21 protein-coding genes and 1 pseudogene are annotated in these 24157 nt (G+C 65.1%); 14 read left to right on the top strand and 8 right to left on the bottom strand.

Features of this window, described 5'->3' with window-relative positions; genetic code table 11:
* Positions 1–88: 88 nt before the first annotated feature.
* Entirely contained in the window at positions 89–379 is a 291-nt protein-coding gene (locus AC1RQP_RS17270) for a hypothetical protein (protein WP_060737488.1), read from the bottom strand.
* A 235-nt stretch (positions 380–614) separates the two neighbouring features.
* Here AC1RQP_RS17270 and AC1RQP_RS17265 point away from each other — a divergent pair, with 235 nt between their 5' ends.
* Positions 615–839, top strand: coding sequence for a cysteine rich repeat-containing protein (locus AC1RQP_RS17265; protein ID WP_131872197.1), 225 nt, complete (start codon positions 615–617; stop codon positions 837–839).
* A gap of 155 nt (positions 840–994) precedes the next feature.
* Here the strand turns inward: AC1RQP_RS17265 and AC1RQP_RS17260 are convergent, their stop codons facing one another.
* Together AC1RQP_RS17260 and mddA are read right to left on the bottom strand one after the other, a co-directional pair.
* Positions 995–1417: a GFA family protein gene (locus AC1RQP_RS17260; RefSeq protein WP_036040263.1), complete on the bottom strand. Its 423-nt coding sequence runs from the start codon at positions 1415–1417 to the stop codon at positions 995–997.
* A 92-nt stretch (positions 1418–1509) separates the two neighbouring features.
* Positions 1510–2298 (bottom strand): methanethiol S-methyltransferase, encoded by a 789-nt coding sequence (gene mddA / locus AC1RQP_RS17255; protein WP_492937819.1) that lies wholly within the window; start codon positions 2296–2298, stop codon positions 1510–1512.
* A gap of 133 nt (positions 2299–2431) precedes the next feature.
* Between mddA and AC1RQP_RS17250 the strand changes: the two are divergent.
* A pseudogene (locus AC1RQP_RS17250) lies at positions 2432–3978 on the top strand (winged helix-turn-helix domain-containing protein).
* Between the two features lie 19 nt (positions 3979–3997).
* Here the strand turns inward: AC1RQP_RS17250 and irr are convergent.
* The 4 genes from irr to AC1RQP_RS17230 all read right to left on the bottom strand — a co-directional run bounded on the left by irr (position 3998) and on the right by AC1RQP_RS17230 (position 6900).
* Positions 3998–4486 (bottom strand): Fur family transcriptional regulator Irr, encoded by a 489-nt coding sequence (gene irr, locus AC1RQP_RS17245; RefSeq protein ID WP_492937818.1) that lies wholly within the window; start codon positions 4484–4486, stop codon positions 3998–4000.
* A 248-nt stretch (positions 4487–4734) separates the two neighbouring features.
* Positions 4735–5304: a DUF2147 domain-containing protein gene (locus AC1RQP_RS17240; RefSeq protein ID WP_492937817.1), complete on the bottom strand. Its 570-nt coding sequence runs from the start codon at positions 5302–5304 to the stop codon at positions 4735–4737.
* Positions 5305–5336: 32 nt separating this feature from the next.
* Positions 5337–5999, bottom strand: coding sequence for a DUF3313 domain-containing protein (locus AC1RQP_RS17235; RefSeq protein WP_492937816.1), 663 nt, complete (start codon positions 5997–5999; stop codon positions 5337–5339).
* 253 nt (positions 6000–6252) lie between these two features.
* Positions 6253–6900, bottom strand: coding sequence for a TetR/AcrR family transcriptional regulator (locus AC1RQP_RS17230; protein ID WP_492937815.1), 648 nt, complete (start codon positions 6898–6900; stop codon positions 6253–6255).
* Positions 6901–7116: 216 nt separating this feature from the next.
* Between AC1RQP_RS17230 and AC1RQP_RS17225 the strand changes: the two genes are divergently transcribed.
* The 10 genes from AC1RQP_RS17225 (at position 7117) to AC1RQP_RS17180 (ending at position 18207) form a co-directional block, all read left to right on the top strand.
* Positions 7117–8667 (top strand): ABC transporter substrate-binding protein, encoded by a 1551-nt coding sequence (locus AC1RQP_RS17225; RefSeq protein ID WP_492937814.1) that lies wholly within the window; start codon positions 7117–7119, stop codon positions 8665–8667.
* Between the two features lie 283 nt (positions 8668–8950).
* Positions 8951–9922 (top strand): ABC transporter permease, encoded by a 972-nt coding sequence (locus tag AC1RQP_RS17220; protein WP_492937812.1) that lies wholly within the window; start codon positions 8951–8953, stop codon positions 9920–9922.
* Positions 9919–10758 (top strand): ABC transporter permease, encoded by an 840-nt coding sequence (locus AC1RQP_RS17215; protein WP_239620541.1) that lies wholly within the window; start codon positions 9919–9921, stop codon positions 10756–10758. Before AC1RQP_RS17220 ends, AC1RQP_RS17215 begins: the two co-directional genes overlap by 4 nt.
* A gap of 1 nt (position 10759) precedes the next feature.
* Positions 10760–12379, top strand: coding sequence for an ABC transporter ATP-binding protein (locus AC1RQP_RS17210; protein WP_492937811.1), 1620 nt, complete (start codon positions 10760–10762; stop codon positions 12377–12379).
* A 359-nt stretch (positions 12380–12738) separates the two neighbouring features.
* Positions 12739–12906 (top strand): hypothetical protein, encoded by a 168-nt coding sequence (locus AC1RQP_RS17205; RefSeq protein ID WP_492937810.1) that lies wholly within the window; start codon positions 12739–12741, stop codon positions 12904–12906.
* A 6-nt stretch (positions 12907–12912) separates the two neighbouring features.
* A complete protein-coding gene (locus tag AC1RQP_RS17200; protein WP_239620531.1) occupies positions 12913–13122 on the top strand; it encodes a hypothetical protein in 210 nt (69 codons plus the stop codon).
* A gap of 193 nt (positions 13123–13315) precedes the next feature.
* Complete coding sequence (locus AC1RQP_RS17195; RefSeq protein WP_492937809.1) at positions 13316–13636, top strand: helix-turn-helix domain-containing protein; 321 nt, start codon at positions 13316–13318, stop codon at positions 13634–13636.
* Between the two features lie 226 nt (positions 13637–13862).
* Positions 13863–14588, top strand: a complete 726-nt coding sequence (locus tag AC1RQP_RS17190) for an outer membrane protein (RefSeq protein WP_239620527.1) — start codon at positions 13863–13865, stop codon at positions 14586–14588.
* Positions 14589–14752: 164 nt separating this feature from the next.
* Positions 14753–16909 carry a methyl-accepting chemotaxis protein gene (locus tag AC1RQP_RS17185; protein ID WP_492937808.1) on the top strand — a complete coding sequence of 719 codons (2157 nt, stop codon included), beginning with the start codon at positions 14753–14755 and terminating at the stop codon, positions 16907–16909.
* Between the two features lie 236 nt (positions 16910–17145).
* On the top strand, positions 17146–18207 hold the full coding sequence (locus tag AC1RQP_RS17180) for an MBL fold metallo-hydrolase (protein WP_239620523.1): 1062 nt from the start codon (positions 17146–17148) through the stop codon (positions 18205–18207).
* A 41-nt stretch (positions 18208–18248) separates the two neighbouring features.
* Here AC1RQP_RS17180 and aroQ read toward each other — a convergent pair whose 3' ends face one another.
* Complete coding sequence (gene aroQ / locus AC1RQP_RS17175; RefSeq protein ID WP_492937807.1) at positions 18249–18680, bottom strand: type II 3-dehydroquinate dehydratase; 432 nt, start codon at positions 18678–18680, stop codon at positions 18249–18251.
* Between the two features lie 335 nt (positions 18681–19015).
* Between aroQ and hemA the strand changes: the two genes are divergently transcribed.
* Together hemA and AC1RQP_RS17165 are read left to right on the top strand one after the other, a co-directional pair.
* Positions 19016–20245, top strand: a complete 1230-nt coding sequence (hemA, locus tag AC1RQP_RS17170; RefSeq protein ID WP_239620520.1) for a 5-aminolevulinate synthase — start codon at positions 19016–19018, stop codon at positions 20243–20245.
* Between the two features lie 357 nt (positions 20246–20602).
* A complete protein-coding gene (locus AC1RQP_RS17165; RefSeq protein ID WP_492937806.1) occupies positions 20603–24112 on the top strand; it encodes a PAS domain-containing hybrid sensor histidine kinase/response regulator in 3510 nt (1169 codons plus the stop codon).
* Positions 24113–24157: the final 45 nt, after the last annotated feature.

The raw sequence follows: 24157 nt of genomic DNA, 5'->3' as shown, positions 1-24157 counted from the left end.
CCGGGTGATTGCCTGCGGAGGACGGGGGGTGTTCGTCCGCAGGCTCCGTTGGCCCGAAGCAATGCAGTCAAATCAATCGAATGAAATATCAGCGCACGCCGACGCGATTGACCGGCCCGCCGCGATTCATCGGCGTACCTGCGCGCACGCCGACGCCGGGCGCGCCGACACCGGGGGTCGCGACCGCAGCCCGCGCAACCGGAGCTCCCGGCGCGACCACCACCGCCGCGGTCGGCCGCACCACGCAGCCCTTGGGCACCCCGACGGTCTTGCAATAGACCACCGCCTGCGCCGGACTCGTGCCCAGCGACACCATCGCCGCGCCCGCCAGGGCCATGATCGTCAGCCCGGCGCTCAGCGCTCCAGCTCTCTTCGACATCTTGTTCTCCTGCTTCCCGTTCGGCGTCCCGATGCAATCACCGGTTTTCGCAGCCGAGGTGCAGCCTGAATGGCAAAAGTCGGCGCTGGGATACATGCCATGAAGATGGGGGTACGGCGCCCGGGACACCGAGCCGGTGCCATGAACATGGCATGGACCCACGCCTGGGCTTCGCGAGATGGTCCGGCCCGCGTGATCCCGGTCGGGACCAACCACGATTCCAAAGAGGTGCTTTATGAAAATTTCGGTTCTTGCCGCGCTGCTTCTCACTGCTGCCGCCCTGCCCGCGGCTGCACAGTCCGGCCCATCGATCCAGGAGCAAATGGCCTGCCGCGGCGACGCCAGCAAATTCTGCGCCGAGCATGTCGGCAAGCCGCCGCAGATGAACGCCTGTCTGCGCGAGAACAAGTCGAAGCTCTCGGATTCCTGCCGCAAGGTCGTTGAATCGCGCGGAGGCTAGTCCTTCGTCCTTCTCCCCATCAAGAGCGAGGGCGGCGCTCTGCCGCCCTCTGGAGAAAAGGCCGAAGCAGAGCTTCGGCCTTGGCTTGCAGATGGGGGCGACCCCCACGAGCTCCTTGTCGGATTTGCGGTGAGGATCACCTCACCCCTCCGCCGCTACTCCTGCATCATCTCGCCGCTGCCGCCGAACTCCGCCGGAAAATCCTTCAGCTTGGGCAGGCCATCGCGCATCGGCAGCACGGTCTCGGCATAGTTGACGTGGACGCCGGGCGTGAACGCGAGCGTCGGGATGGTGGCGGCGAAGACGTCGACCAGACCGAGCGGCGGATGGTTGGTCATGAGATGGCCACCGCACTTCCTGCAATATTTGCGCTGGCTGAGCGGCGTCTTGACGAAGGTCTCGACATTCTGAGCGCCTTCGGTGATGCGCACCGCCTCGGGCTTCCACAGGCTGAAGGCGTTGACCGGACCGCCCGACCAGGAGCGGCAGGAGCGGCAATGGCAATAGCCCATCGCCTCCGGTGCACCCGTGACCTCGACCGTGACCGCGCCACAGAAGCAGTTTCCGACATGTTTCATTTGGGCGTCTCCGTTCCTTTTTTTGGGATCATCATTGCGCGTCGGCGCCCCGCGCGCCCTCCTTTCGGTGGACGCGCGGGGCGAGGCTCAGACTATACCGACCGGCGCCAGGGAATAAGCATGGAGACGCGTTGCCTGTACTGCCGGTACTCCTCGCCGAAGAGATCGACGAGATCGTTCTCCTCCAGCGCGATGCCGACGAAGATGTAGAGCGTGGTCACGGCCGCGAACAGCAGGTGGCCCGCGGTCATGGTCGGCGCCGCCCAGAACGCGATGATGAAGCCGAGATAGATCGGATGGCGGACGAACTTGTAGAGCAGCGGCGTCTTGAAGCGCGGCGGCGCCGCCTCCTTGCCGACGAGATGGTCGGTCACCTGATGCAGTCCGAACAATTCGAAATGGTTGATCATGAAGGTCGAGGTGAACACCAGCACCCAGCCGGCGAAGGACATCGTGACAAGTGTCACGGCAAGATCCGGATTCTCGACGTTCCATATGACCGACGGCAGCGGGCGCCACTGCCAGAACAGGAGGAGCAATGACAGGCTCGCGAACAGCACATAGGTCGAGCGCTCAACCGTCTTGGGCACGAACTGCGTCCACCAGGCCTTGAACTGCTTGCGTGCCATCACGCTGTGCTGAACGGCGAACAGCGTCATCAGGAGGAGGTTGACGATGAGGGCCTCGACCGTCGACGAGTCGCTTCCGGTGTCGATGGTCTTGGGCACCATCACCCCCATGACGAAGCCGATGGCGTAGAGAATAGTGACGAAAAACACGAGATATGCCGCAATTCCGTACAGAAAGGCGATGAATTTGAAAATGCGAGAGCCCGTCACCTCCGGGCCGACAGAATGAACGTGTTGATCAAGTTGGGTCATGAAATGCTCCGTTGTGCCGAGACATCGACACGGTTTGGTCGTCGCACCATGCCGGATCGGTCGTCCCGGGACTTTCGCGGACGGTTGATTTTCGCCTGAGACGACTTTGATTTTTGCTTGAGACGACGAAAACGTGCGATTTCGCTTTGAAAACAATGTGCTCGACAGTGACCTGCGGGAGCTCACTTGCGACGGGACGGCCGTTCCATTGCAGCCGCAAGTGTTCGATCTGTTGCTTTATCTGGTCACGCAACACGCCCGTTTGGTCAGCAAGGATGACCTGATCGGCCAGATCTGGGGCGACCGCATCATCTCGGATTCCGCCCTGAACAGCCGGATCAACGCCGCGCGCAAGGCGATTGGCGACGACGGCGCGGCCCAGCGGCTGATCAAGACCATTCCGCGAAAGGGCTTTCGTTTCGTCGGCGAGGTCCGGGAAGAAGCGGCAGCGTCCCCCGCGCAGGCAGGAACCAAGCCCGCTCCCCCGCGCGTGGCGGACCGGCCGGCGATCGCGGTGCTCGCCTTCGAGAACATGAGCGGCGATCCCGCGCAGGACTATTTCGGCGACGGGATCAGCGAAGACATCCTCACCGCACTGTCGAAGCAGCGCTGGTTCATGGTGATCGCCCGCAACTCGTCCTTCACCTACAAGGGGCGCGCGGTCCACATCAGGCAGATCGCCGAGGAGCTCGGCGTCCGCTACGTCGTCGAAGGCAGCGTGCGCAAGGCGGACAACCGGGTGCGCATCACCGCGCAGCTCAACGACGCCGTGTCGGGAAACCATCTCTGGGCCGAGCGCTATGACCGCGAGCTCGTCGACGTCTTCGCCGTGCAGGACGAAATCACCAATGCGATCGCGGCGGCGATCGAGCCGCAGATCCACGCGGCGGAGAATTTTCGTGCCCATCGCAAGCCGCCCGCAAGCCTGGACGCCTGGGACCTGCTGATGCGTGCGCTGTCGCATTACTGGCGCGTGACCCGGCAGGATCAGGCGCCGCCCGGGGGCTGCTCGAGCGCGCGATTGCAATCGATCCGAACTACGGCCAGGCGCTGTCGGTGCTGGCCGTGAACGACATGTTCGGCGTGCATCTCGGCTGGGCCGAGCTGGCCACGGTTGTCCCGGCCGCAGAAGCCGCCGCGCTCGCCGCGGTGCGCTGCGACCATGAGGACGCCTGGGCCCATGCCGCGCTCGGCAGCGTCTGCTTCTCGACACGCAGGCTTGCGGACGCGCTGTCCGAGTTCGAGCAGGCGCTCGCGCTCAATCCGAACTTCTCGCTGGCGCAGGGCTATTACGCGCTGGCGCTGTCCTATGCCGGACGCTCCCGGGATTCGTTCGAGGCCGCGCAGAGGGCGATCCGGCTGTCACCGCGCGATCCGTCACTGGCGATCTATCACGGCATCGCCGCCTATGCCCGCTTCACCGAGCGGCATTATGACGAGGCCATCGCGCTGGCGCGCGAGGCGATCCGCCACCGCGGCGACCTCACCGGCGCCTACCGGGTGCTCGCGGTCTCCGCCGGCATGACGGGCGACGGAGTGCTTGCGGAGATGGCGCTCGGCGAGCTCCGTCGCACCCAACCGGGCATCTCGCTGCACTGGATCGCGACGCAACTGCCGTGGGCCAATGACGGGGATCGCGAGCACTATCTGGAGGGATTTCGGCGGGCGGGCTTGCGGTAGGAGATTCGCCAGGCCCGGGTTACGCCACGCGCTTGCGGCGCAAATGGACGATGACGTCGAGACGCGCGATCTCGTGGCCGGGAAGCGCCTCGGGCACTTTTGTGAAGGCCAGGCCGTCGGCAACGTCGACCAGCAGATCCTCGCCTTCGAGATAGAAGTGCGGATGCACGGAGGTGTCGGTGTCGAAGAACGACTTGATGCCGTCGGCAGCGATCCGGCGCAGCAGGCCGGCTTCGGTGAACTGGTTCAGCGTGTTGTAGACGGTCGCGAGCGACAGATACGCGTTCGCCGCCATTGCCTCTTCATAGAGGCTCTCCGCGGTGACGTGACGATGGCCGCCCAGGAACAGCAACTGGCCGAGCGCCAGGCGCTGGCGTGTCGGACGCAGGCCGGCATTGCTCAGCAATTGCAAGCAGTGCTGCACGCCCGCCTCCGACGAGTGCTCGAGGCCGGCGACGTCGGACCCGCAATCGTCATCCGTTGGGGTAGTCGTGGCCAGAATGTCCATGGATCGTCTCACGGCTCAAGGAAACGGGACGCGCAGTGCCGCGTCCCGCCAGTTGCCATTCGATCGCAAAAGCGGCGGCTTGGCTTTGATCCGGATCAAATTCGCGGGCGGATCCGCCACTGACCGATCGCGAGGGCGGTCATGAGCCCACCGGGAGCGTCGCGGCCGTCCCAACCACGACTTCGCGCACCGCGAGTAACGCGCAGGCGCGCTCGACGAGTTGCGACGGGCTGGAGACCTCCTGAAGGCTACTTCGCCTTCGCCTGCATCGGCTTCGGAGCCGGCACCGCGGCCCATTCCTTGTCGGCGCGCGGACCGTTGAGATCGCCGGTCAGGCCGACGAGCTGGCCGGGCAGTACGTCGAGGGTCTGCTGCCAGGTCTGGGTCTGGCAGAGCAGCTTGATGAGGCAGCCCTTGAGCTTGAGGCGGTCGGTGGATTCGCGCCACAGCGAGACGGAATAGAACTTGCCGTCCTCGGCATTGTAAATGCCGCCGGCAAACCGGCCCTCGGGCGTCGCCTGCAGGCCCATGATGAGCTGGTGGCCGAGCAGTGCGCGGGCGCGTCTGTCGGGGTCCGGATTCTGACTGTCGCGATAGGGCTGGCCGCGCTTGTCCGCCGGCTCCTTCATCCAGACGATGAAGCCGCAGATGCGGTCACGCGCCGGACCGCAGCGCTCGAGCCGAATGCGGGCGCGGCCGTCCTCGACGAGCCATGTGCCGCTGGGATCGGCGGGAGCGGCCGCACCCGCGCGGCCACCGATGATCATCATCACGACGGTGATCGCGACGCGCAGCACGAAGCGAAGCAGGAAGTTCATCAGCGGCACCTTTCGTTGCAGGGGTTGCGGCTTCAATTCAGTTGCGCCATCAGCGCATCGGCGCCCTTGTCGAGGCCGGCGGTGGCGGCCGCGAGCGCGCCGACGCTGGCCTTGATGTCGTAGGCGCCCGGATATTGCTTGGTGACGTAGGCCGAGAGCAGGCGCGAGGTCGTGGCATCGAAGATCTCGACACCGTAAATGACCGAGCCGGTCATCATCCCCTCGCCGTCGCGCGCAGCCTGCACCCCGTTGTAGACGGCGCCGGCCATGTCGAAGCGCGAGAGCGTGCCGAGCACCGGCGTGTTGGCGACCGCGCCGGTGAGCGTCAGCCTGATCCGCAGCGTGTTCGGTCCGCGCTCGCGCACGAGCGTGAACCGGCTACGCAGCCGCTCGGCGAAACAGTTCTGCATGTAGGCGGCGAGCGTCGCCTTGTCCTTGTCGGACATGTCGCCGAACTGGTGATCCCGGCCGCGATAGACCGCGACGGGTTGGAGGATCACATTACGATAGGCACGCCAGTCGACCGGCGTGGAATAGCGGTAGGGCACGCGGCCTGATGCGTCCGCCTTGTCCGGGGCCATGTAGGCCGAGGACGCCAACTCCGAATAGGGCACGGGCGCGACAGATGCGCAGCCGGCGATGCCCGCGCAAAGCACCAGCGTTCCCAGACCGCGCAGGGCGATCGAGCGATCCATTCCAAACTCCTCTTGCGGCTTCTTGGGAAGGCAAGGACGACCGCAGCCGCGCTTTGGGACCAATCGCGGCTGCGGCGCTCACCATTGCCAACCCAAGGCATCGTCCGGGGCGTTTCGGATGCCTTGGGCCGTCTCAGTGTTTCAATTTATAAAACCGACTGGTTGGTTTGTAAAGTCTCAAAGATACGTCCTGACACATTTGGCCGCAGGCGCGGTTTTGGGCAGCGATCGGTCGGAATTCGTTAACGATGAATCAGGCGCGCTTGCGAGGGGTTGCGGCCTTTGCGGCCGATGCCGTCCCCGATTTGGCGGGATTGGAGGCACGCGTCGCGGCCGGCTGTTCGAGGCCGCTCCATTGCGCGTCGTCGAGCAGACGCGCGAAGAGTCGCTGGTGCTCGTCCTTGCTGAGCGGCGACATGCCGAACAGCGAGCTCAGCAGCAGTCCCATCGCTCCGGCCCAGCGTATCATCGCAAGGTCCGGATCTGCGGCCTCTTCCCTGATCGCCGCCATCCTCTCCATCTCGCGCTCGCGCGGCAGTGCCATCAGGCGGGGATTCTCGACCATGGCCGCAACCAGGGCCAGCGCGGCAGAGTTCGGCGAGCTCGCCGCTTCCCTGATCGTGGCGAGCTGCGTCGCCAGATTGGGGCTTGCCGAGGACGCGCTCACCTTGGCCATGTGGCGCGTCGAGAACTCCTCGAAATGCGCCATCTGCCGCTCGAGCAACGCCTTCAGCACCGCCTCCTTGGTGCGGAACTGATGCATCACCCCGCCCTTGCTGAGGCCGCTCTCGCGCGCGATGGCATCGAGCGTCAGCCGGCCGGGTCCGTCGCGTGCGATGATGGCGATCGCCGCCTCGAGCGCGGCATTGCGGGACCGTTCGGAGCGCGTGGCATTGTCCATGGCGGACTTCTCTCCGTGACACGAGAATGAATCAAGTGAAAACAGGACGCGCTGTACATTTTTTGTGCGAACACTGTCGAGACTTTCATCTTGCGGCGCCGAACGAGACTGTGTGAGCCTCGATATCGGATGGGGACTGGGATGGGCCGGCCGTCGCTTTGCGCGCCAGGACGTTGCGAAGCGTTTGCGGCTGGCCTCGCTTGAGAAAGATACGACATGCCAAAACGAGTGTTGCTTGGTCTTCTCCTGGCTTGCGGCCTCACGGCCTCGGCGCTGGCGCAAGAGCCGAAAGCAGGGGGCGCGATCAATGCCGTGATCCAGCCCGAGCCACCCGGCCTGATGCTTGCGCAGATCCAGAACGGCCCGACCCAGATGGTATCGGGCAACATCTTCGAAGGCTTGCTGCGCTACAGCCCCAAGCTCGAGCCGCAGCCGGAGCTTGCCGAGAGCTGGAGCGTCAGCGAGGACGCCAAGACCTACACCTTCAAGCTCAAGAAGGGCGTGACCTGGCATGACGGCAAGCCCTTCACCGCCGCCGACGTTCTGTTTTCGATCGAGATGCTGAAGCAGACCCACGCGCGCGCCCGCAACAATCTCGCGCAGGTCGAGAAGGTCGAGGCGCCCGACGACCACACGGTGGTGTTCACGCTGAAGCAGCCGTTCGGCCCCTTCCTCGGCATCTTCGAGGTCGGCTCGATGCCGATGGTGCCGAAGCATCTCTACGAAGGCACCGACTGGAAGACCAATCCCTACAACAACGCGCCGGTGGGCACCGGCCCCTTCATGTTCAAGGAGTGGCAGAAGGGCTCGTTCATCCGCCTGGTCAAGAACCCGAACTACCACGAGAAGGGCAAGCCCTATCTAGACGAGATCTACTGGCAGGTCATTCCCGACGCCGCGGCACGCGCGGTGGCGTATGAGACCGGCAAGGTGGACGTGCTGCCCGGCGGCTCGGTCGAGAATTTCGACGTGCCGCGGCTGTCCAAGCTCAAGGACACCTGCGTCACCGGCGCCGGCTGGGAGTTCTTCTCGCCGCTGGCCTGGCTGTGGCTGAACAACCGCCAGGGGCCGCTCGCTGACAAGCGGGTGCGGCAGGCGATCATGTACGCGATCGACCGCGACTTCGCCAAGGACGTGATCTGGAACGGGCTCGGCAAGGTCGCGACCGGCCCGTCAGCCTCGACCATCAAGTTCTACACCGACGACGTGAAGAAATATCCGTACGATCCGGCCAAGGCCAAGGCGCTGCTGAAGGAAGCCGGCTACAAGGGCGAGAAGATCCGCCTGCAGCCGCTCGCCTATGGCGAGACCTGGCAGCGCTGGGGTGAAGCGGTGAAGCAGAACCTCCAGGACGTCGGCATGACGATCGAGACGGTCGCCACGGACGTTGCCGGCGGCAACCAGAAGATCGGCGACTGGGACTACGACATCGCCTTCACGTATCTCTACCAGTACGGCGATCCCGCCCTCGGCGTCGGCCGCAACTACGTCTCCAGCGCCATTGCCAAGGGCCAGGTGTTCAACAACGTCGAGGGCTATTCCAACCCGGAGATCGACAAGCTGTTCGCCGACGGCGCCGTTGCCACCCCGGATTCCAAGCGCAAGGAGATCTACGAGAAGGCGCAGAAGATCCTGGTCGAGGACGTGCCGGTGGCCTGGATGCTCGAGCTGCAATTCCCGACCATCATGCGCTGCAAGGTCAAGAACCTGATCACCACGGGGATCGGGGTCAATGACGGCTTCAAGGACGCATGGCTCGACAAGTGACGAGGTGCATGCGACACCGCGATGAAATCTCAGTCGCGGCGTCGCGCTCCAGGGTACGAACTGATTCACGATGAAATCATATCGAGACGCTGAGGCATCGGCGGTGCCCACCTCTCCCATAGGGAGAGGTCGGATCGCATCGTCAGATGCGATCCGGGTGAGGGATTGCACTCCCTCGTGGGACCAGACCCCCCTCACCCGTGCCTTCGGCGCGACCTCTCCCCGTCGGGGAGAGGTGTTCCTCGCGGCGAGACCGCCTCGATCAACTGGCATACGAGTCTAGATGCTCTCCTTTGTTGCTCAGCGTGTCGTAAAGGGCGTGATCGTCCTGCTTGCGATCGTCGTTCTCAATTTCTTCCTGATCCGGCTTGCGCCCGGCGATCCCGCGGCGGTGATGGCGGGCGAAGCCGGGGCCAGCGATCAGGTCTTCGTCAAGCAACTCCGGGAGAAGTTCGGGCTCGACAAGCCATTGCCGGAGCAGCTCTTCATCTACGTCAAGGGCGTCGTGACGCTCGACCTCGGCTTCTCCTTCCGCCAGCAGGCGCCGGTCGCAAAGCTGATCGGCGAGCGGCTGCCGGCAACGCTGCTGCTGACACTGACCGCCTTCGCGATCTCGCTCGCGCTCGGCATCCTGTTCGGCACCTTCGCGGCGCGCTTTGCCGGCACCTTCCTCGACACCGCCATCACCGTGTTCGCGCTGATCTTCTACGCCATGCCGATCTTCTGGGTGGCGCTGATGGGCATCCTGCTGTTCTCGGTCACCATGGATTGGTTGCCGAGCTTCGGTTACGAGACGGTCGGTGCCAATCTCACCGGCCTTGCTCATGCGCTCGACGTCGCAAAACATCTGATCATGCCGGCGATGACGCTCGGCCTGTTCTTCATGGCGACTTACACCCGCATGACGCGCGCCTCGATGCTGGAGGTGAAACGGCTCGACTTCGTCAAGACGGCGCGTGCGAAAGGTCTCTCCGACGCCGTGATCCAGCGCCGCCACGTGCTGCGCAACGCGCTGCTTCCCGTCGTGACGCTCGCCGGCGTCCATTCGGGCACGCTGATCGGCGGCGCCGTCATCACCGAGACCGTGTTCGCCTGGCCGGGCATCGGGCGCCTGATGTACGACGCGCTGCTGCAGCGGGACTACAATCTGCTGCTCGGCGTCTTCGTGATCTGCTCCGCCATGGTCCTGATCTTCAACCTCATCACCGACCTGGTCTACCGACTGGTCGACCCACGCATCGAATTCGCCTCATGAAACAGTTCTGGAAATCGATGCTGAAAAGCCCGAGCGGCGTCATCGGGCTCATCATCCTCCTGCTTGCGATCTCCGTCGCGGTGTTCGGACCGATGCTGTTCCCGAACTCGCCGTGGCGCATGGTGCAGCGGCCGTTCCTGCCGCCGTTCACGCTCTCGTCCGTGCCGCTCGGCACCGACGCGCTCGGCCGCGACGTGTTCGCCGGCATGATCTTCGGCGCACGGGTGTCGCTGCTGGTCGGCCTCGTCTCCACGCTGGTCGCACTGATCGTCGGCGTGCCGATCGGCGCCATGGCCGGTTATTTCGGCGGCAAGGTCGATGACGCCCTGATGCGCTTCACCGAATTCTTCCAGACCATTCCGAGCTTCGCGCTCGCGATCGTGCTGGTCGCCATCCTGCAGCCCTCGATCTATTCGATCGTGACCTCGATCGCGGTGGTGAGCTGGCCGCCGGTGGCCCGCCTCGTCCGCGGCGAGGTGCTGTCGCTGCGCACGCGCGAATATGTCCAGGCAGCCGTGGTCACCGGCCAGAGCAACAGCTGGATTATCCTGCGCGAGATCCTGCCGAACGCGTTGTCGCCCGTGATCGTGCTGGCCTCGCTGATGGTGGCGACCGCAATCCTCCTGGAATCCTCGCTGTCGTTCCTCGGCCTCGGCGATCCCAACCTGATCTCCTGGGGCTACATGGTCGGCGCCGGCCGCACCGTGATCCGCCAGGCGTGGTGGATCACGGTCTTTCCCGGTGTCGCCATCCTGATCTCGGTGCTCGGCCTCAATCTGATCGGCGAAGGCCTCAACGACGCGCTCAATCCGCGCCTGTCGCGCGAGGGACGCTGACATGACCGCCCCCGCCACCGTCTCCATCAAGAACCTGCGGGTCGCGCTGCCCAAGAGCGCCGAACGGCCGTACGCCGTCGACGGCATCTCGCTGGACCTGCGGGCCGGCAAGATCGTCTGCGTGGTCGGCGAATCCGGTTCCGGCAAATCGATGTGCGCGCACGCGCTGATGGGCCTCTTGCCCGATACGGTCGACGTCACGGCCGGCGAGATCATGTTCGAGGGCCGCGACCTGCTCAAGCTCGACGACGACGGCTGGCGCGATCTGCGCGGCCGCCGGCTGGCGATGATCTTCCAGGAGCCGATGACGGCGCTCAATCCGTTGATGCGGATCGGCGACCAGATGGCGGAGATGTTCGAGGCGCACGGCCTGCTGACGCCGAGGGAGCGCCGCGCGAGGGCGCTCGCATTGGCACGCGAAGTCGGCCTGCCCGATCCTGAACGAATCGTGCGCGCCTACCCGCACCAGCTCTCGGGCGGCCAGCGCCAGCGCGCCATGATCGCGATGGCCCTCGCGCTCGAGCCGGCCGTGCTGGTCGCTGACGAGCCGACGACCGCGCTCGACGTCACCACGCAGGCGCAGATCCTGAAGCTGATCCGCAATCTCCAGCGCAACCGCAACATGGCGGTGATGTTCATCACCCATGATTTCGGCGTCGTCGCCGACATTGCCGACCAGGTCGTGGTGCTCAGGCACGGCAAGGTCGTCGAGGAAGGTCCCGCCGCGACCGTCTTCAGCGCGCCGCAGCACGACTACACCAAGGCGCTGCTCGCCGCCGTGCCGTCGATGGATCCGCCGGCGCGCGCTCCTCTCGACGATCGGGCCAGGGCCGTCGAGGTGATCGGGCTGGACAAGACCTACGTCACCTCGGGCGGCTGGTTTCGCGAGGACCGCCGCGTCGATGCGGCGCGCGCGGTCAATTTCAACATCCTCAAGGGCGAGACGCTCGGCCTGGTCGGCGAATCCGGCTCCGGCAAATCGTCCGTGGCGCGCCTGGTGATGCGGCTGATCGAGGCCGACCGCGGCACGGTGCGGATCGGTGAGACCGACCTGACCTCGCTTTCCGGCAAGACGCTGCGCGCCGAGCGTCATCGCATCCAGATGATCTTTCAGGATCCATTCGCCTCGCTCAATCCGCGCCGCAAGATCGGTCACATCATCGCCGACGGCCCGATCGCGGCCGGCGTCGATCCGAAGGTCGCGTTCGACCGCGCCCGCGATCTCCTCAAGATGGTCGGCCTGGACGCCGGCTCGCTCGAACGCTATCCGCACGAATTCTCCGGCGGCCAGCGTCAGCGCATCGGCATTGCGCGCGCGCTTGCGCTCGAGCCGGAGATCGTCGTCGCCGACGAGGCCGTCTCCGCGCTCGACGTCTCGGTGCAGGCGCAGGTGTTGAAGCTGCTCGAAGACCTCAAGGCGCGCCTCGGCCTCTCGATGCTGTTCATCACCCACGATCTGCGCGTCGCAGCCCAGATCTGCGACCGCATCGCGGTGATGCAACGCGGCGCCATCGTCGAGCTGAAGCCGACCGCGCAACTGTTCGCCGCGCCTGAGCATGCCTATACGCGCGAGCTGCTCGCGGCGGTGCCGGGTCGAAAGGAGCAAGCCCCGGCGGCCTGAGGGGCTGGTCGGGCGGATTCACCGGATTTCGAGATCGTTCCAAAAACTTGCACGCCGCAAGAGGCGAAACAGATTCGCTCCGGCAGCACTGCTTCGTGCGACCTTCCTTGCCGACGGGCGCAAGGACAGGCCGACACAAGCATTTCCCCGCTCGGCTGCTGGAGTTGCGCAACTGACATGAAGTGGTGGACCGGCCTTGCAACCCAACGAAACACCGGGACGTTGGGATGTGCGGTCACGCGCTTTTTATTCGGTCGTGACTGCCGCGCCGCTTCAAGGTCGAAGGCGGCACCATAGATGACGATTGGATGTTTTGCGTCATCTCATGACAGACTCATGAGTTGAGATTTGGAGCCACCATGAGCGAAGTCATTCGATTTGTCTCGAAATCCGAGCGCGAGCGAGCACGTCTCATCCAGGAGGCGCGCGCCATCTACGACAGCATCTTCCCTCCGGCGGACCTGGCCGGCGAGGAGCAGGACGAACCGGCGATCGGTCGCACCTTCATCGGCCGCGACGGGGAGTAGCGTATCGTGATCAAGATCATCGCCGTGCTTTGCAGTCTCGCCTCTCCCACCAATTGTCACGAGCAGATCGTCACCACTTCGGACTTTGCGCAAATCTCGGTGCAGTCCTGCCTGATGGGTGCCCCGCAGCTCGCCGAATGGATGAACCAGCATCCGGCCGAGCGGCTGGCTGCATGGCGCTGCGTGATCGGCGACCGGGGTGGCAGAGGCATCTGAGGCCTAAGCAGCGCATCAGCCCGTCGCCTTCGGATGGACCCGAATCAGCGCTAAAGAGCGATGCGATTGGGATGAATCGTCATCGCGCTTCAGGTCATTGTTTGAGCATGGTCCTTTTCGGAAAACCGCTGCACACTCTTCCGGATCATGCTGTAGTGCCTTGCGTTCGGCCACTTCCCTGGACGCAAGCAGCATGACCGGCCCCGAACTGAAGCAGCTTCGCAACGACCTGTCCGATGCCCTCGAGCGAAAGCTCACTGCGGCCGACATGGCCAGGCTTTGCGGATTGCCGGAGACAGGCGGCGCCGACACCATCCGGCGCTGGGAGATCAGTGGCCCGACGCCGGCGGCGACCAGGGTTCTGCGCGTGCTCGCGATGGCGAGCGAGCGCTATCCGATCCTGGAGAAGTTCGACATCTTCGATCGTCATGACGTGCGCGAGGAAGACCGGCCGGCAAAGCGCGCGGCCTTTCGCGAACAGATGCGCGATGAGGTGCGGCGGCGTCTTGGTTAACAAGAGGCGCGCGCAAGTTACCTGGGATGCGCGAAGTTAAGCCTTCCTTCATCACTTCTTAAGCCGCCATTAAGCACGAAAATCATTTACAGCCCAACAAGTTAGGTTGGCTGTCGCTGTGCCATGCATGTGACAGCATTTTCATCAAAAGCGAGCTATCTGCAAAACCAACGACGGCGCAGGAAAGCGCGCCTGCCGGGGACCTTACGTGTTGGAGTTCAAGACGATGAAGAAGATTCTGTTTGCGACCGTGGCGCTGCTCGTGGTGGGCGCGGCTGCGCCGGCCGTCGGCGCCGATCTCGGCAACCGCAGCTACTACAAGTCGCCGGCGCCGGCCTATGCCGCGCCGATCTACAATTGGACGGGCTTCTATCTCGGCGCCCATGTCGGCGGCGCGTTCTCCAGCGACAACAATTTCAACGGCCTCTCCACCGGCAGCAACGGCAACGGCCGCTTCCTCGGCGGCGTGCAGGTCGGCGCGGACTGGCAGTTCAACCCGAACTTCGTGGTCGGCGTCGAAGGCCAGTATTCCTGGCTCACGGGCAGCGTCGGCGCAGTGTTTCCGGGCGGCATCGCCTATACCAATGACCAGCGCGGCCTCGGCTCGATCACCGGCCGCGTCGGCTACACCTGGGGCCCCGGACTGCTCTACGTGAAGGGCGGCTACGCCTATTCGGACAACAACGAGAAGGTGACTGTGGGCGGCGTGCCGACCGGCTTCATCATCGACGGCGATCACCGCAACGGCTACACCGTCGGCGCCGGCCTGGAATACATGTTCGCCCCGAACTGGTCGGCCAAGGCCGAGTACCAGTACTACAATTTCGGCGATGCGCACTTCACGGCGGGCCCGCTGGTGGGCACCGGCAACTTCACCACCGACGACCATACCTTCAAGGCAGGCGTCAACTACCGCTTCAACTGGGCAGGCTCGGCGGTCGCGCCCTACTGACCGGTTATCAAAACCTTATCACGATGAAGGGCCGGCCTCGTTGCCGGCCCTTCTTTTTTCGCTCTGCGGAACATGCGCAACCAATTGTGCCAAGTGCGATTTTTTAACCGGTGCTGCCGATACTGCGCTCACAAACAGAAGCAAGAACATTGGGGGAATTTTCGATGGCGATCCGTCTGGGCCTTGGCCGTTTCCTTGGCCGTCTCCGTCCTCGTTTCAGAATGCCGAAATGGGGCGTGCGCGGCAGCCTGTTCGCGGCCTTCGCAGTGATCGCGGGCATGGGCCTCGTGATCGCGGCCGGCGCCGGGCTGGCGCTGCAGAATCTCGGCGGACGCATGACCGAACTGAGCGGCCGGGACATTCCGCGCCTTTCCGCCAGCCTCCAATTGTCGGCACTCAGTGCCAGCCTTGCGGCGCAGGGACCGGCCCTGCTTGCGGCGCAGAGCGACGACGCCCTGAATGAGCGCACCAAGAAGCTCATGGAATTGCAGGAGCAGACGCAGCGGAAGCTCACGGAGATCATCGATCTCGGCGGCGACAAGAGCGTCGTCTCCGGGCTCAGCGACACGATGAAGAGCATCAACGAGGCAACTCAGAGCCTTGCGAAGGCCGCCCGCGAACGGCTCGACATCGCGGCCCTCCACGAGAAGCAATATGATGCGCTTCGAAACGCGCAGGGCGCGTTCGTCGGCGCGGCGAGCCCGGCGATGCTGGACGCGCAGACCCGCGTCAACGCCATTCTCGGCTCGGCCGACCTGTCCGCCGCAGATGCAACCGAAGCCGCGCAGACCGTCGGTCAGCTCGGCAACGTTGTCGCCAGCGGCAACCTCGCCGCCGCCAACATGAGCGCGGCGCTGTCGGCGAGTACGAGCGACAAGCTCGACGACATCCAGAAGGAATTCAAGACGGCGCAGGGACGCCTGCGTTCCAACCTCGACCTGTTGCCGGACAACCAGGGCAACAAGATGCTGCGCGAGACGGCGGAAAAGCTGCTCGCGCTCGGAACCGGCAAGACCGGCGTGTTCAATCTGCGCGAGAAGGAGCTCGACTCCATCGACTATGGCCAGACCATCCTGGACGAGACCCGCAAACTCAATGTCGGTCTCGGCATCAGCGTGCAGCAGCTCGTCGACGGCGTACAGAAGGAGACCAACGCCTCGACCTTCCAGGCGCGGCAGGAGATTTCGCTCGCGACGTCGGTCATGCTGGCGATGGGCGCGTTGATGCTGGTCGGCTCGGCGCTGTTCGTCTGGCTCTATGTCGGACGCAGCATCCTGCGCCGGATCGGCGCCCTGCATCAATCGATGCAGCTGCTCGCGAACGGCGACCTCGAAACCGACATCTACCGCTCGAAGAACCACAACGACGAGATCTCGGTGATGGCGAACACGCTGCAAGTGTTCCGGGAGAGCATGATCGAGGCCCGCGCGCTGACGAGCGAGCAGGACAGGGACCGTATCGCCAAGGCCGAGCGTGCCGCGCGCATGGAAGCGAAGATCGCCGAATTCGAAAGCACGGTGCGCTCCGCGCTCGACAATCTCGCGCAGTCGGCCAATTCGATGCAATCGACCGCGCAGAGCATGTCGAACACCGCCGACCAGTCCAACGCGCTGGTGAACGCGGTCGCCTCCGCCGCGGAGGAAACGTCGGTCAACGTGCAGACCGTGTCGGCCGGCACTGAGCAGCTGTCCTCCTCGATCCAGGAGATCAGCCGCCAGGTCGTGACCTCCGCCGAGATCGCCAAGAAGGCGGTCGACGAAGCGGGAGCGACCGACGCCACCGTGCAGAGCCTCGCCGACGGCGCGAGCCGCATCAGCGTCGTCGTCGACCTGATCCAGACCATCGCCTCGCAGACCAACCTGCTCGCGCTCAACGCGACCATCGAGGCGGCGCGCGCAGGCGAGGCCGGCCGCGGCTTCGCCGTGGTCGCCTCCGAAGTGAAGAGCCTGGCGAGCCAGACTGCCAAGGCGACAGACGAGATCCGCACCCAGATCGCCAGCATGCAAGAGGTCACGACCTCCGCGGTCGGCGCCATCCAGGGCATCGGCCGGATCATCGGCGAGATCAACGACGTCACCACGACGATCGCAGCCGCGGTCGAGGAACAGGGCGCCGCCACCCGCGAAATCGCCCGCAACATCCAGCATGCCGCCGGCGGCACCAGCGAAGTCTCCAGCAACATCGTCGGTGTCTCCACCGCGTCCGCCGAAGCGGGCGCTGCGGCAAGCGACGTGCTGAGCGCCTCGGACGCGCTCCGGCGCGAGGCCGATATGCTGCGCGGGGAAATCGACGCTTTCCTCAACGACATGCGGGCGGCCTGATCGTCAATCCGGGGCCCTCGAAGAGGCGTCCCCGGAATCCCGCACCACGATCTCCGGATTCTCAGGTGCGCAACCGCGCACCAGAGCTCGCGCTTACGCGCGCTCCGGAATGACTGCGTTTTTGGCGGCCTCAAACCGAGAGGCGGAAAAACACGGCCGGTATGACGGCCATGCGGCGCCCGCCAGGCGTGCTTTTTCGGCTGGCGCCCTGCGCGCGCTGGGTTTAAGCGGGTAGCATGAGCTCAAAAACCGACATCGCACAGTCCTCGGCCGAGGCCCTGCGCTACCCCTGGGACCAGCATCCCGGCCACGACGAGGTCGTCGAAGTCCGGCCCGGCGTGTTGTGGGCGCGGCTGAAACTGCCGTTCCGCCTCAACCACGTGAACATCTACCTGCTCGCCGACGGCGACGGCTATGCCATGGTCGATACCGGATTCGGCAACGAGGAGACGATCGAGGCCTGGACCAAGCTGTTCGACGGGCCGCTGAAGGGCGTCAACATCACGCGCCTGATCGTCACCCACTCCCACCCCGACCATGTCGGCCTCGCCGGGTGGATCGTCGAACGCTTCAACTGCCCGCTGGTGATGTCGCAGGTCGAGTATCTGCAATCGGTCTATCACCAGAACCGCGGCACCGAGGAGCGGCGCGAGGCGCAGCGGCTGTTCTTCCGCCGTCACGGCATGGACGAGTCGCTGACCGAGAAGCTGCTCGGGCGCGGCCAGGATTATCTCAAGCGCGTCTCGGTGCTGCCGCCGTCCTACCGCCGCATCTCGCATGGCGACGAGGTCGTGATCGGCACGCGCCGCTTCAAGGTGATCACCGGCGGCGGCCACGCGCTCGACCAGGTCATGCTGTATTGCGCCGACGACAAGCTGTTCCTCTCCGCCGACCAGGTGCTGAGCAAGATCTCGCCGAATGTCAGCGTCTGGGCGGTCGAGCCCGACCAGAACTCGCTCGGCGAATACCTGGCCTCGCTCGCGAGCCTCACCACCACCCTGCCCTATGATCTGCTGGTGCTGCCCGGCCATGGCGTGCCGTTCTATGGATTGAAGACCCGCATCAAGCAGCTCGCCGACCATCACGAGGAGCGCTGCCGCCTGATCGCGGAAGCCTGCCGCGAGACGCCGCAAACCTCGCGCGCCTTGGTGCCTGTCGTGTTCAACAAGCACGTGCTGGACGAGCACCAGATGGGCTTTGCCGCCGGCGAACTCGTCGCCCACGTCAATTATATGATCGTCGAGGGCCGGCTGACGGCAGAGATGCAAGACGGCGTGCTGCAATTCAGGACGACGTAATTTCTTCGCCTCTCCCCGCAAGCGGGGCGAGGGAGAAGTTCTCACTTCATGTTCGCGATCGCGTGCAGCGCCGCGATGTAGCCGAACGGGCCCAGTCCGCAGATCACGCCCGTCGCCACGAACGAAATTTTGGAGTGGCGATGATATTCGTCGCGGGCGTGGATGTTGGAGATGTGGACCTCCAGCACCGGGCCCTCGAATGTCTTGATCGCGTCCATGATCGACACCGAGGTGAAGGAGAGACCGGCCGGGTTGATGACGATGGCGTCGGCATCCTGCCGCGCCGACTGGATCAGATCGACGAGCACGCCCTCGTGGTTGGACTGGTGGAAGGCGAGCTTGAGCCCGATCTTGGCGGCGGCGTCCTCGCAGCTCGCGTTGACCTCTGCGAGCGTCGTCGTGCCGTAGATGTGCGGCTCGCGGATGCCGAGCATATTGAGGTTGGGACCGTTGAGGATCATGACACGCTTCATCGGGGCTTCCTTTCGCATGGTCTGTCCGACTGACCGGCGCGCCGCCCCAGCCGGGCACGGCTATGGCGTCGGTGCCGCCAGTTTGGCCATCATGGACGGTGCGCGCGCCATGGACAAAATGTCCACGGCAGCCCTGCCTCCCCCGGTCGGGCCGGTCGCGGCCGGCAATCCTGTGTTAGGCGCTTGATCCAAATCAACAATCGCCGCCGGACCGGCGGTTATCAATTGGCACGCTCGCCTTGCCTCAAATGTGTGCTGGCGCATAGACATTGGAGCTCGAAAAGCTCTAAAAAATGAGCGGCCGTCATGGCCGGGTTCCGTTGCAGGTCTTGCCGATGGATTACAACCAGTTCTTCAATTCCGCTCTCGATCGTCTCCACACTGAGCGGCGCTATCGCGTGTTCGCCGACCTCGAACGCACGGCCGGCCGGTTCCCGCATGCGGTGTGGCACTCGTCCAAGGGCAAGCGCGACGTCGTGATCTGGTGCTCCAACGACTATCTCGGCATGGGCCAGCACCCGAAGGTGGTCGGCGCCATGGTCGAGACCGCGACGCGCGTCGGCACCGGTGCCGGCGGCACCCGCAACATTGCCGGCACGCACCATCCGCTGATCCAGCTCGAAGCCGAGCTCGCCGACCTCCACGGCAAGGAAGCCGCGCTGCTGTTCACCTCGGGCTATGTCTCGAACCAGACCGGCATCCCGACCATTGCAAAGCTGATTCCGAATTGCCTGATCCTGTCGGACGAGCTCAACCACAATTCGATGATCGAGGGCATCCGGCAGTCCGGCTGCGAGCGGGTCGTGTTCCGCCACAACGACGTTGCGCATCTCGAAGAGCTGTTGAAAGCGGCCGGCCCGAATCGGCCGAAGCTGATCGTCTGCGAGAGTCTCTATTCCATGGACGGCGATGTCGCGCCGCTCGCCAAGATCTGCGATCTCGCCGAGACGTATGGCGCGATGACCTATGTCGACGAAGTCCACGCCGTCGGCATGTACGGCCCGCGCGGCGGCGGCATCGCCGAGCGTGACGGCGTCATGCATCGCATCGACGTTCTCGAGGGCACACTCGCCAAGGCGTTCGGCTGTCTCGGCGGCTATATCGCCGCCAGTGGCCAGATCATCGACGCCGTGCGCTCCTACGCGCCGGGCTTCATCTTCACCACCGCGCTGCCGCCGGCGGTCTGCTCGGCCGCGACCGCCGCGATCAAGCACCTGAAGAGCTCGAACTGGGAGCGCGAGCGCCACCAGGACCGCGCCGCCCGCGTCAAGGCGATCCTCAATGCCGCCGGCCTGCCCGTCATGTCGAGCGACACCCACATCGTGCCGCTGTTCGTCGGCGATCCCGAGAAGTGCAAGCAGGCCTCCGACCTCCTGCTCGAAGAGCACGGTATCTACATCCAGCCGATCAACTATCCGACCGTCGCCAAGGGCACCGAGCGCCTGCGCATCACGCCCTCGCCCTATCACGACGACGGCCTGATCGATCAGCTCGCCGAAGCGCTGCTCCAGGTGTGGGACCGCCTCGGCCTGCCGCTGCGCGAGAAGTCGCTGGCAGCGGAGTAGACCCCCCTTCCACCCTCCTCCGGATGGCGAGGCGGAACGCATTTGAGATTTTGGAGGTCGTCATGCCCGGGCTTGTCCCGGGCATCCACGTTCTTTGTGCTGCATGGAAGGCGTGGATGGCCGGGACAAGGCCCGGCCATGACGCTGTGGAGACCGTCGGTGCTCCACAAGCCCGCATGTAGCGTTCCCCCCGTCCTCCAGTAAGTAAGGGCCGCCTCCTGGCCGCACCTTAACGACAACCCCGGTTCCTCCCCCACCCCGGCATTTCTCTGTCGCTTGCGACCGTCCAACGCGCTAGGTTTGCAGGGAAAATGAGCACGGGCGCTGGCAGCGCCCAGGGAGAGAAGCACGCTCACCATGCTGCACGACTGGGGCGTGATCGCCGCCGCGTTCGGTTATATCGGCTTCCTGTTCCTGGTGGCGAGCCATGGCGACCGCCGCTCGCCGGCCGGGCGCGGTCGCGCCTCCGGGCTGATCTATCCGCTGTCGCTGGCGATCTACTGCACCTCCTGGACCTTCTTCGGCTCGGTCGGCTTCGCCACCCGCACCTCGACCGACTTCCTCGCGATCTATCTCGGCCCGATCCTGATGATCGGGCTCGGCGCCGGCGTGTTGCGCCGCGTGATCCAACTCGCCAAAACCCACAACATCACCTCGATCGCCGACTTCATCGGGGCCCGCTACGGCAAGAGCCAGGCGGTGGCGGCGACCGTCGCGCTGATGGCGATCATCGGCTCGGTGCCCTACATCGCGCTCCAGCTCAAGGCGGTTGCCTCCTCGCTCGAGACGATCCTGAGCGAGGACCAGGCCTTCTCCCACATCCCGATTGTCGGCGACGTGGCGCTGATGGTGACGCTGTCGATGGCGGCCTTCGCGGTGCTGTTCGGCACGCGGCAGACCGATGCCACCGAGCACCAGCACGGCCTGATGCTGGCGGTCGCGACCGAATCCATCATCAAGCTGATCGCCTTCCTCGCCGCCGGCATCTTCGTCACCTTCTGGATGTTCTCGCCGCATGAGCTGATCGAGCGGGCGATGAAGACGCCGGAAGCGGTGCGCGCGATCAACTATTCGCCGTCGATCGGCAACTTCCTGACCATGACGCTGCTGTCGCTGTGCGCGATCATGCTGCTGCCGCGCCAGTTCCACGTCAGCGTGGTGGAGAATTCCTCCGATGCCGAGGTCGGCCGGGCGCGATGGCTGTTCCCGCTCTACCTCGTCGCCATCAATCTGTTCGTGATCCCGATCGCGATCGCCGGCCTCGTGACCTTCCCGTTCGGCGCCGCCGATCCCGACATGTACGTGCTGGCGCTGCCGATGGAAGGCGGCGCCGATCTGCTCAGCGTCGTCATCTTCGTCGGCGGCCTGTCGGCGGCGACCGCGATGGTGATCGTCGAATGCGTCGCGCTCTCCATCATGGTCTCGAACGACCTCGTGGTGCCGCTGGTGCTGAAACGTCGGCCGGAGGGCCGCGCCGGCGGTGCCGATTTCAGCGACTTCCTGCTGCGCTCGCGGCGGCTCGCGATCTTCGCCATCATGGTGATGGCCTATTTCTACTATCGCGCGCTCGGCAATACCCAGCTCGCGGCCATCGGTCTGCTCTCCTTTGCCGCCATCGCCCAGCTTGCGCCGAGCTTCTTCGGCGGGCTGCTCTGGCGGCGCGCGACTGCGCGCGGCGCCATCGGCGGCATGCTGGTGGGCTTTGTGGTGTGGCTCTACACGCTGTTCATTCCGAGCTTCATGGATTCCTCGACGGCCGGCATCATGCTGCTCCAGCACGGCCCGTTCGGCATCGAGGCGCTGCGGCCGCAGGCGCTGTTCGGCGCCGACCTGCCGCCACTGATGCACGGCGTCATCTGGTCGCTGTCGCTCAACATCCTGACCTATGTGCTGCTGTCGCTGGCGCGCCAGCCATCGTCCATCGAGCTGCTGCAGGCCGATCTGTTCGTGCCCAATACGCTCGCACCGATCTCCCCGAGCTTCCGCCGCTGGCGCACCAGCATCACCGTGCAGGACATCCAGACCACGGTGGCGCAATATCTCGGACCCGACCGCGCGCGGCATTCCTTCGAGGCATTCTCGGCGCGGCGAAACGTGCGGCTGGAGCCCGGAGCACCCGCCGATTTCGAGCTGCTGCAGCACGCCGAGCACCTGATCGCGTCCTCGATCGGCGCGGCCTCCTCCCGCCTCGTGATGTCGCTGCTGCTGCGCAAGCGGACGGTCTCCGCCAAGGCCGCGCTGAAGCTGCTCGACGACTCGCACGCGGCGCTGCATTTCAACCGCGAGATCCTCCAGACCGCGCTCAACCACGTGCGCCAGGGCATCGCCGTGTTCGATGCCGATCTGCAACTGATCTGCTCCAACCGGCAGTTCGGCGATCTCCTCAACGTTCCCCCGCATCTGATCCAGTTCGGCACGCCCCTGCGCGAAATCCTGGAATTCATCGGCGTGGGCGATCCGGAGCATCCGCTCGAGAGCGAGGCCCTGCTGGAGCGGCGCCTCGCCGCCTACACCACCGACAGCGAGCCTTATCTCGAACGCCTGCCGGAACGCCACATGGTGATCGAAGTGCTCACCAACCATATGCCCGGCGGCGGCTTCGTCATCACTTTCACCGACGTCACGCCCACTTTCGAAGCCGCGGAAGCTTTGGAGCGCGCCAATGCGACGCTGGAAAAGCGCGTGCGCGACCGCACCGAGGAGCTGACGCGGCTGAACTCCGAGCTGGCACTGGCCAAGAGCGCGGCGGAAGACGCCAGCATCTCCAAGACGCGTTTCCTCGCCGCCGCCAGCCACGACATCCTCCAGCCGCTGAACGCGGCGCGGCTCTACGTCACGAGCCTGGTCGAGCGTCAGCACGAAGGCGAAGAGACGCGGCTGGTCGAGAACATCGACGAATCGCTGCAGGCCATCGAGGAGATCCTCGGCGCGCTGCTCGACATCTCCAGGCTCGATGCCGGCGCGATGACGACCTCGATCTCGAGTTTCAAGATGGCCGATCTGATGCGCTCGCTGGAGATCGAGTTCGCGCCGATCGCGCGCGCCAAGGGCCTGGAGCTCACCTTCGTGCCCTGCTCGCTGCCGGTCGAGTCGGACCGGCTCTTGCTGCGGCGCCTGCTCCAGAACCTGATCTCGAACGCGATCAAGTACACCCCGCGCGGCCGCGTGCTGGTCGGCTGCCGCCGCCGCGGCACCTCGCTCAAGATCTGCGTCTACGACACCGGTGTCGGCATCCCCCCGGTCAAGCGCGGCGAGATCTTCAAGGAATTCCATCGCCTGGAGCAGGGGGCGCGGATCGCGCGCGGCCTGGGGCTGGGGTTATCGATCGTCGAGCGGCTGGCACGCGTGCTCAAGCACGGCATCGCCATCGACGCCAATGCCAGCGGCGGCTCGGTCTTCTCCGTGACGGTGCCGACGGCCAAGGCAATCACCCATACCGCGGCCGTGACCAGCGCGACGCCGTTGGCGCGCACGCCGATCTCGGGCGCACTGATTGTCTGCATCGAGAACGATGCGGCCATCCTCGACGGCATGCGCACGCTCCTGAAGGCCTGGGACGCCGAGGTGATCGCGGTCGCCGACCCCGAAGGCGCGATCGCCGCAATCGAAACAGCCGGACGGCGCGTCACCGGCCTGCTCGTCGACTATCACCTCGATCGCGGCAACGGCATCGCCGCCATCCGCGAGATCCGCCGCCGCTTCGGCGACGCCATCCCCGCGATCCTGATCACCGCCGATCGCAGCCCCGCCGTGCAGGTCGCCGCGCGTGAGGAGAAGGTCGCCGTGTTGAACAAGCCGGTGAAACCGGCCTCGCTCCGGGCATTGCTGGGTCAGTGGCGCACGCAGCAGATGGTGGCGGCGGAATGAGACGCGTGGGTCAGTAGTCGGTCGATAGGCTGAGCGCGCGCCACC

This window comes from Bradyrhizobium sp. GW821-FHT13H06 (assembly GCF_058803975.1).
The sequence above is the reverse complement of the archived record's forward strand: the minus strand, read 5'-3'. Positions and strand labels throughout refer to the sequence as shown.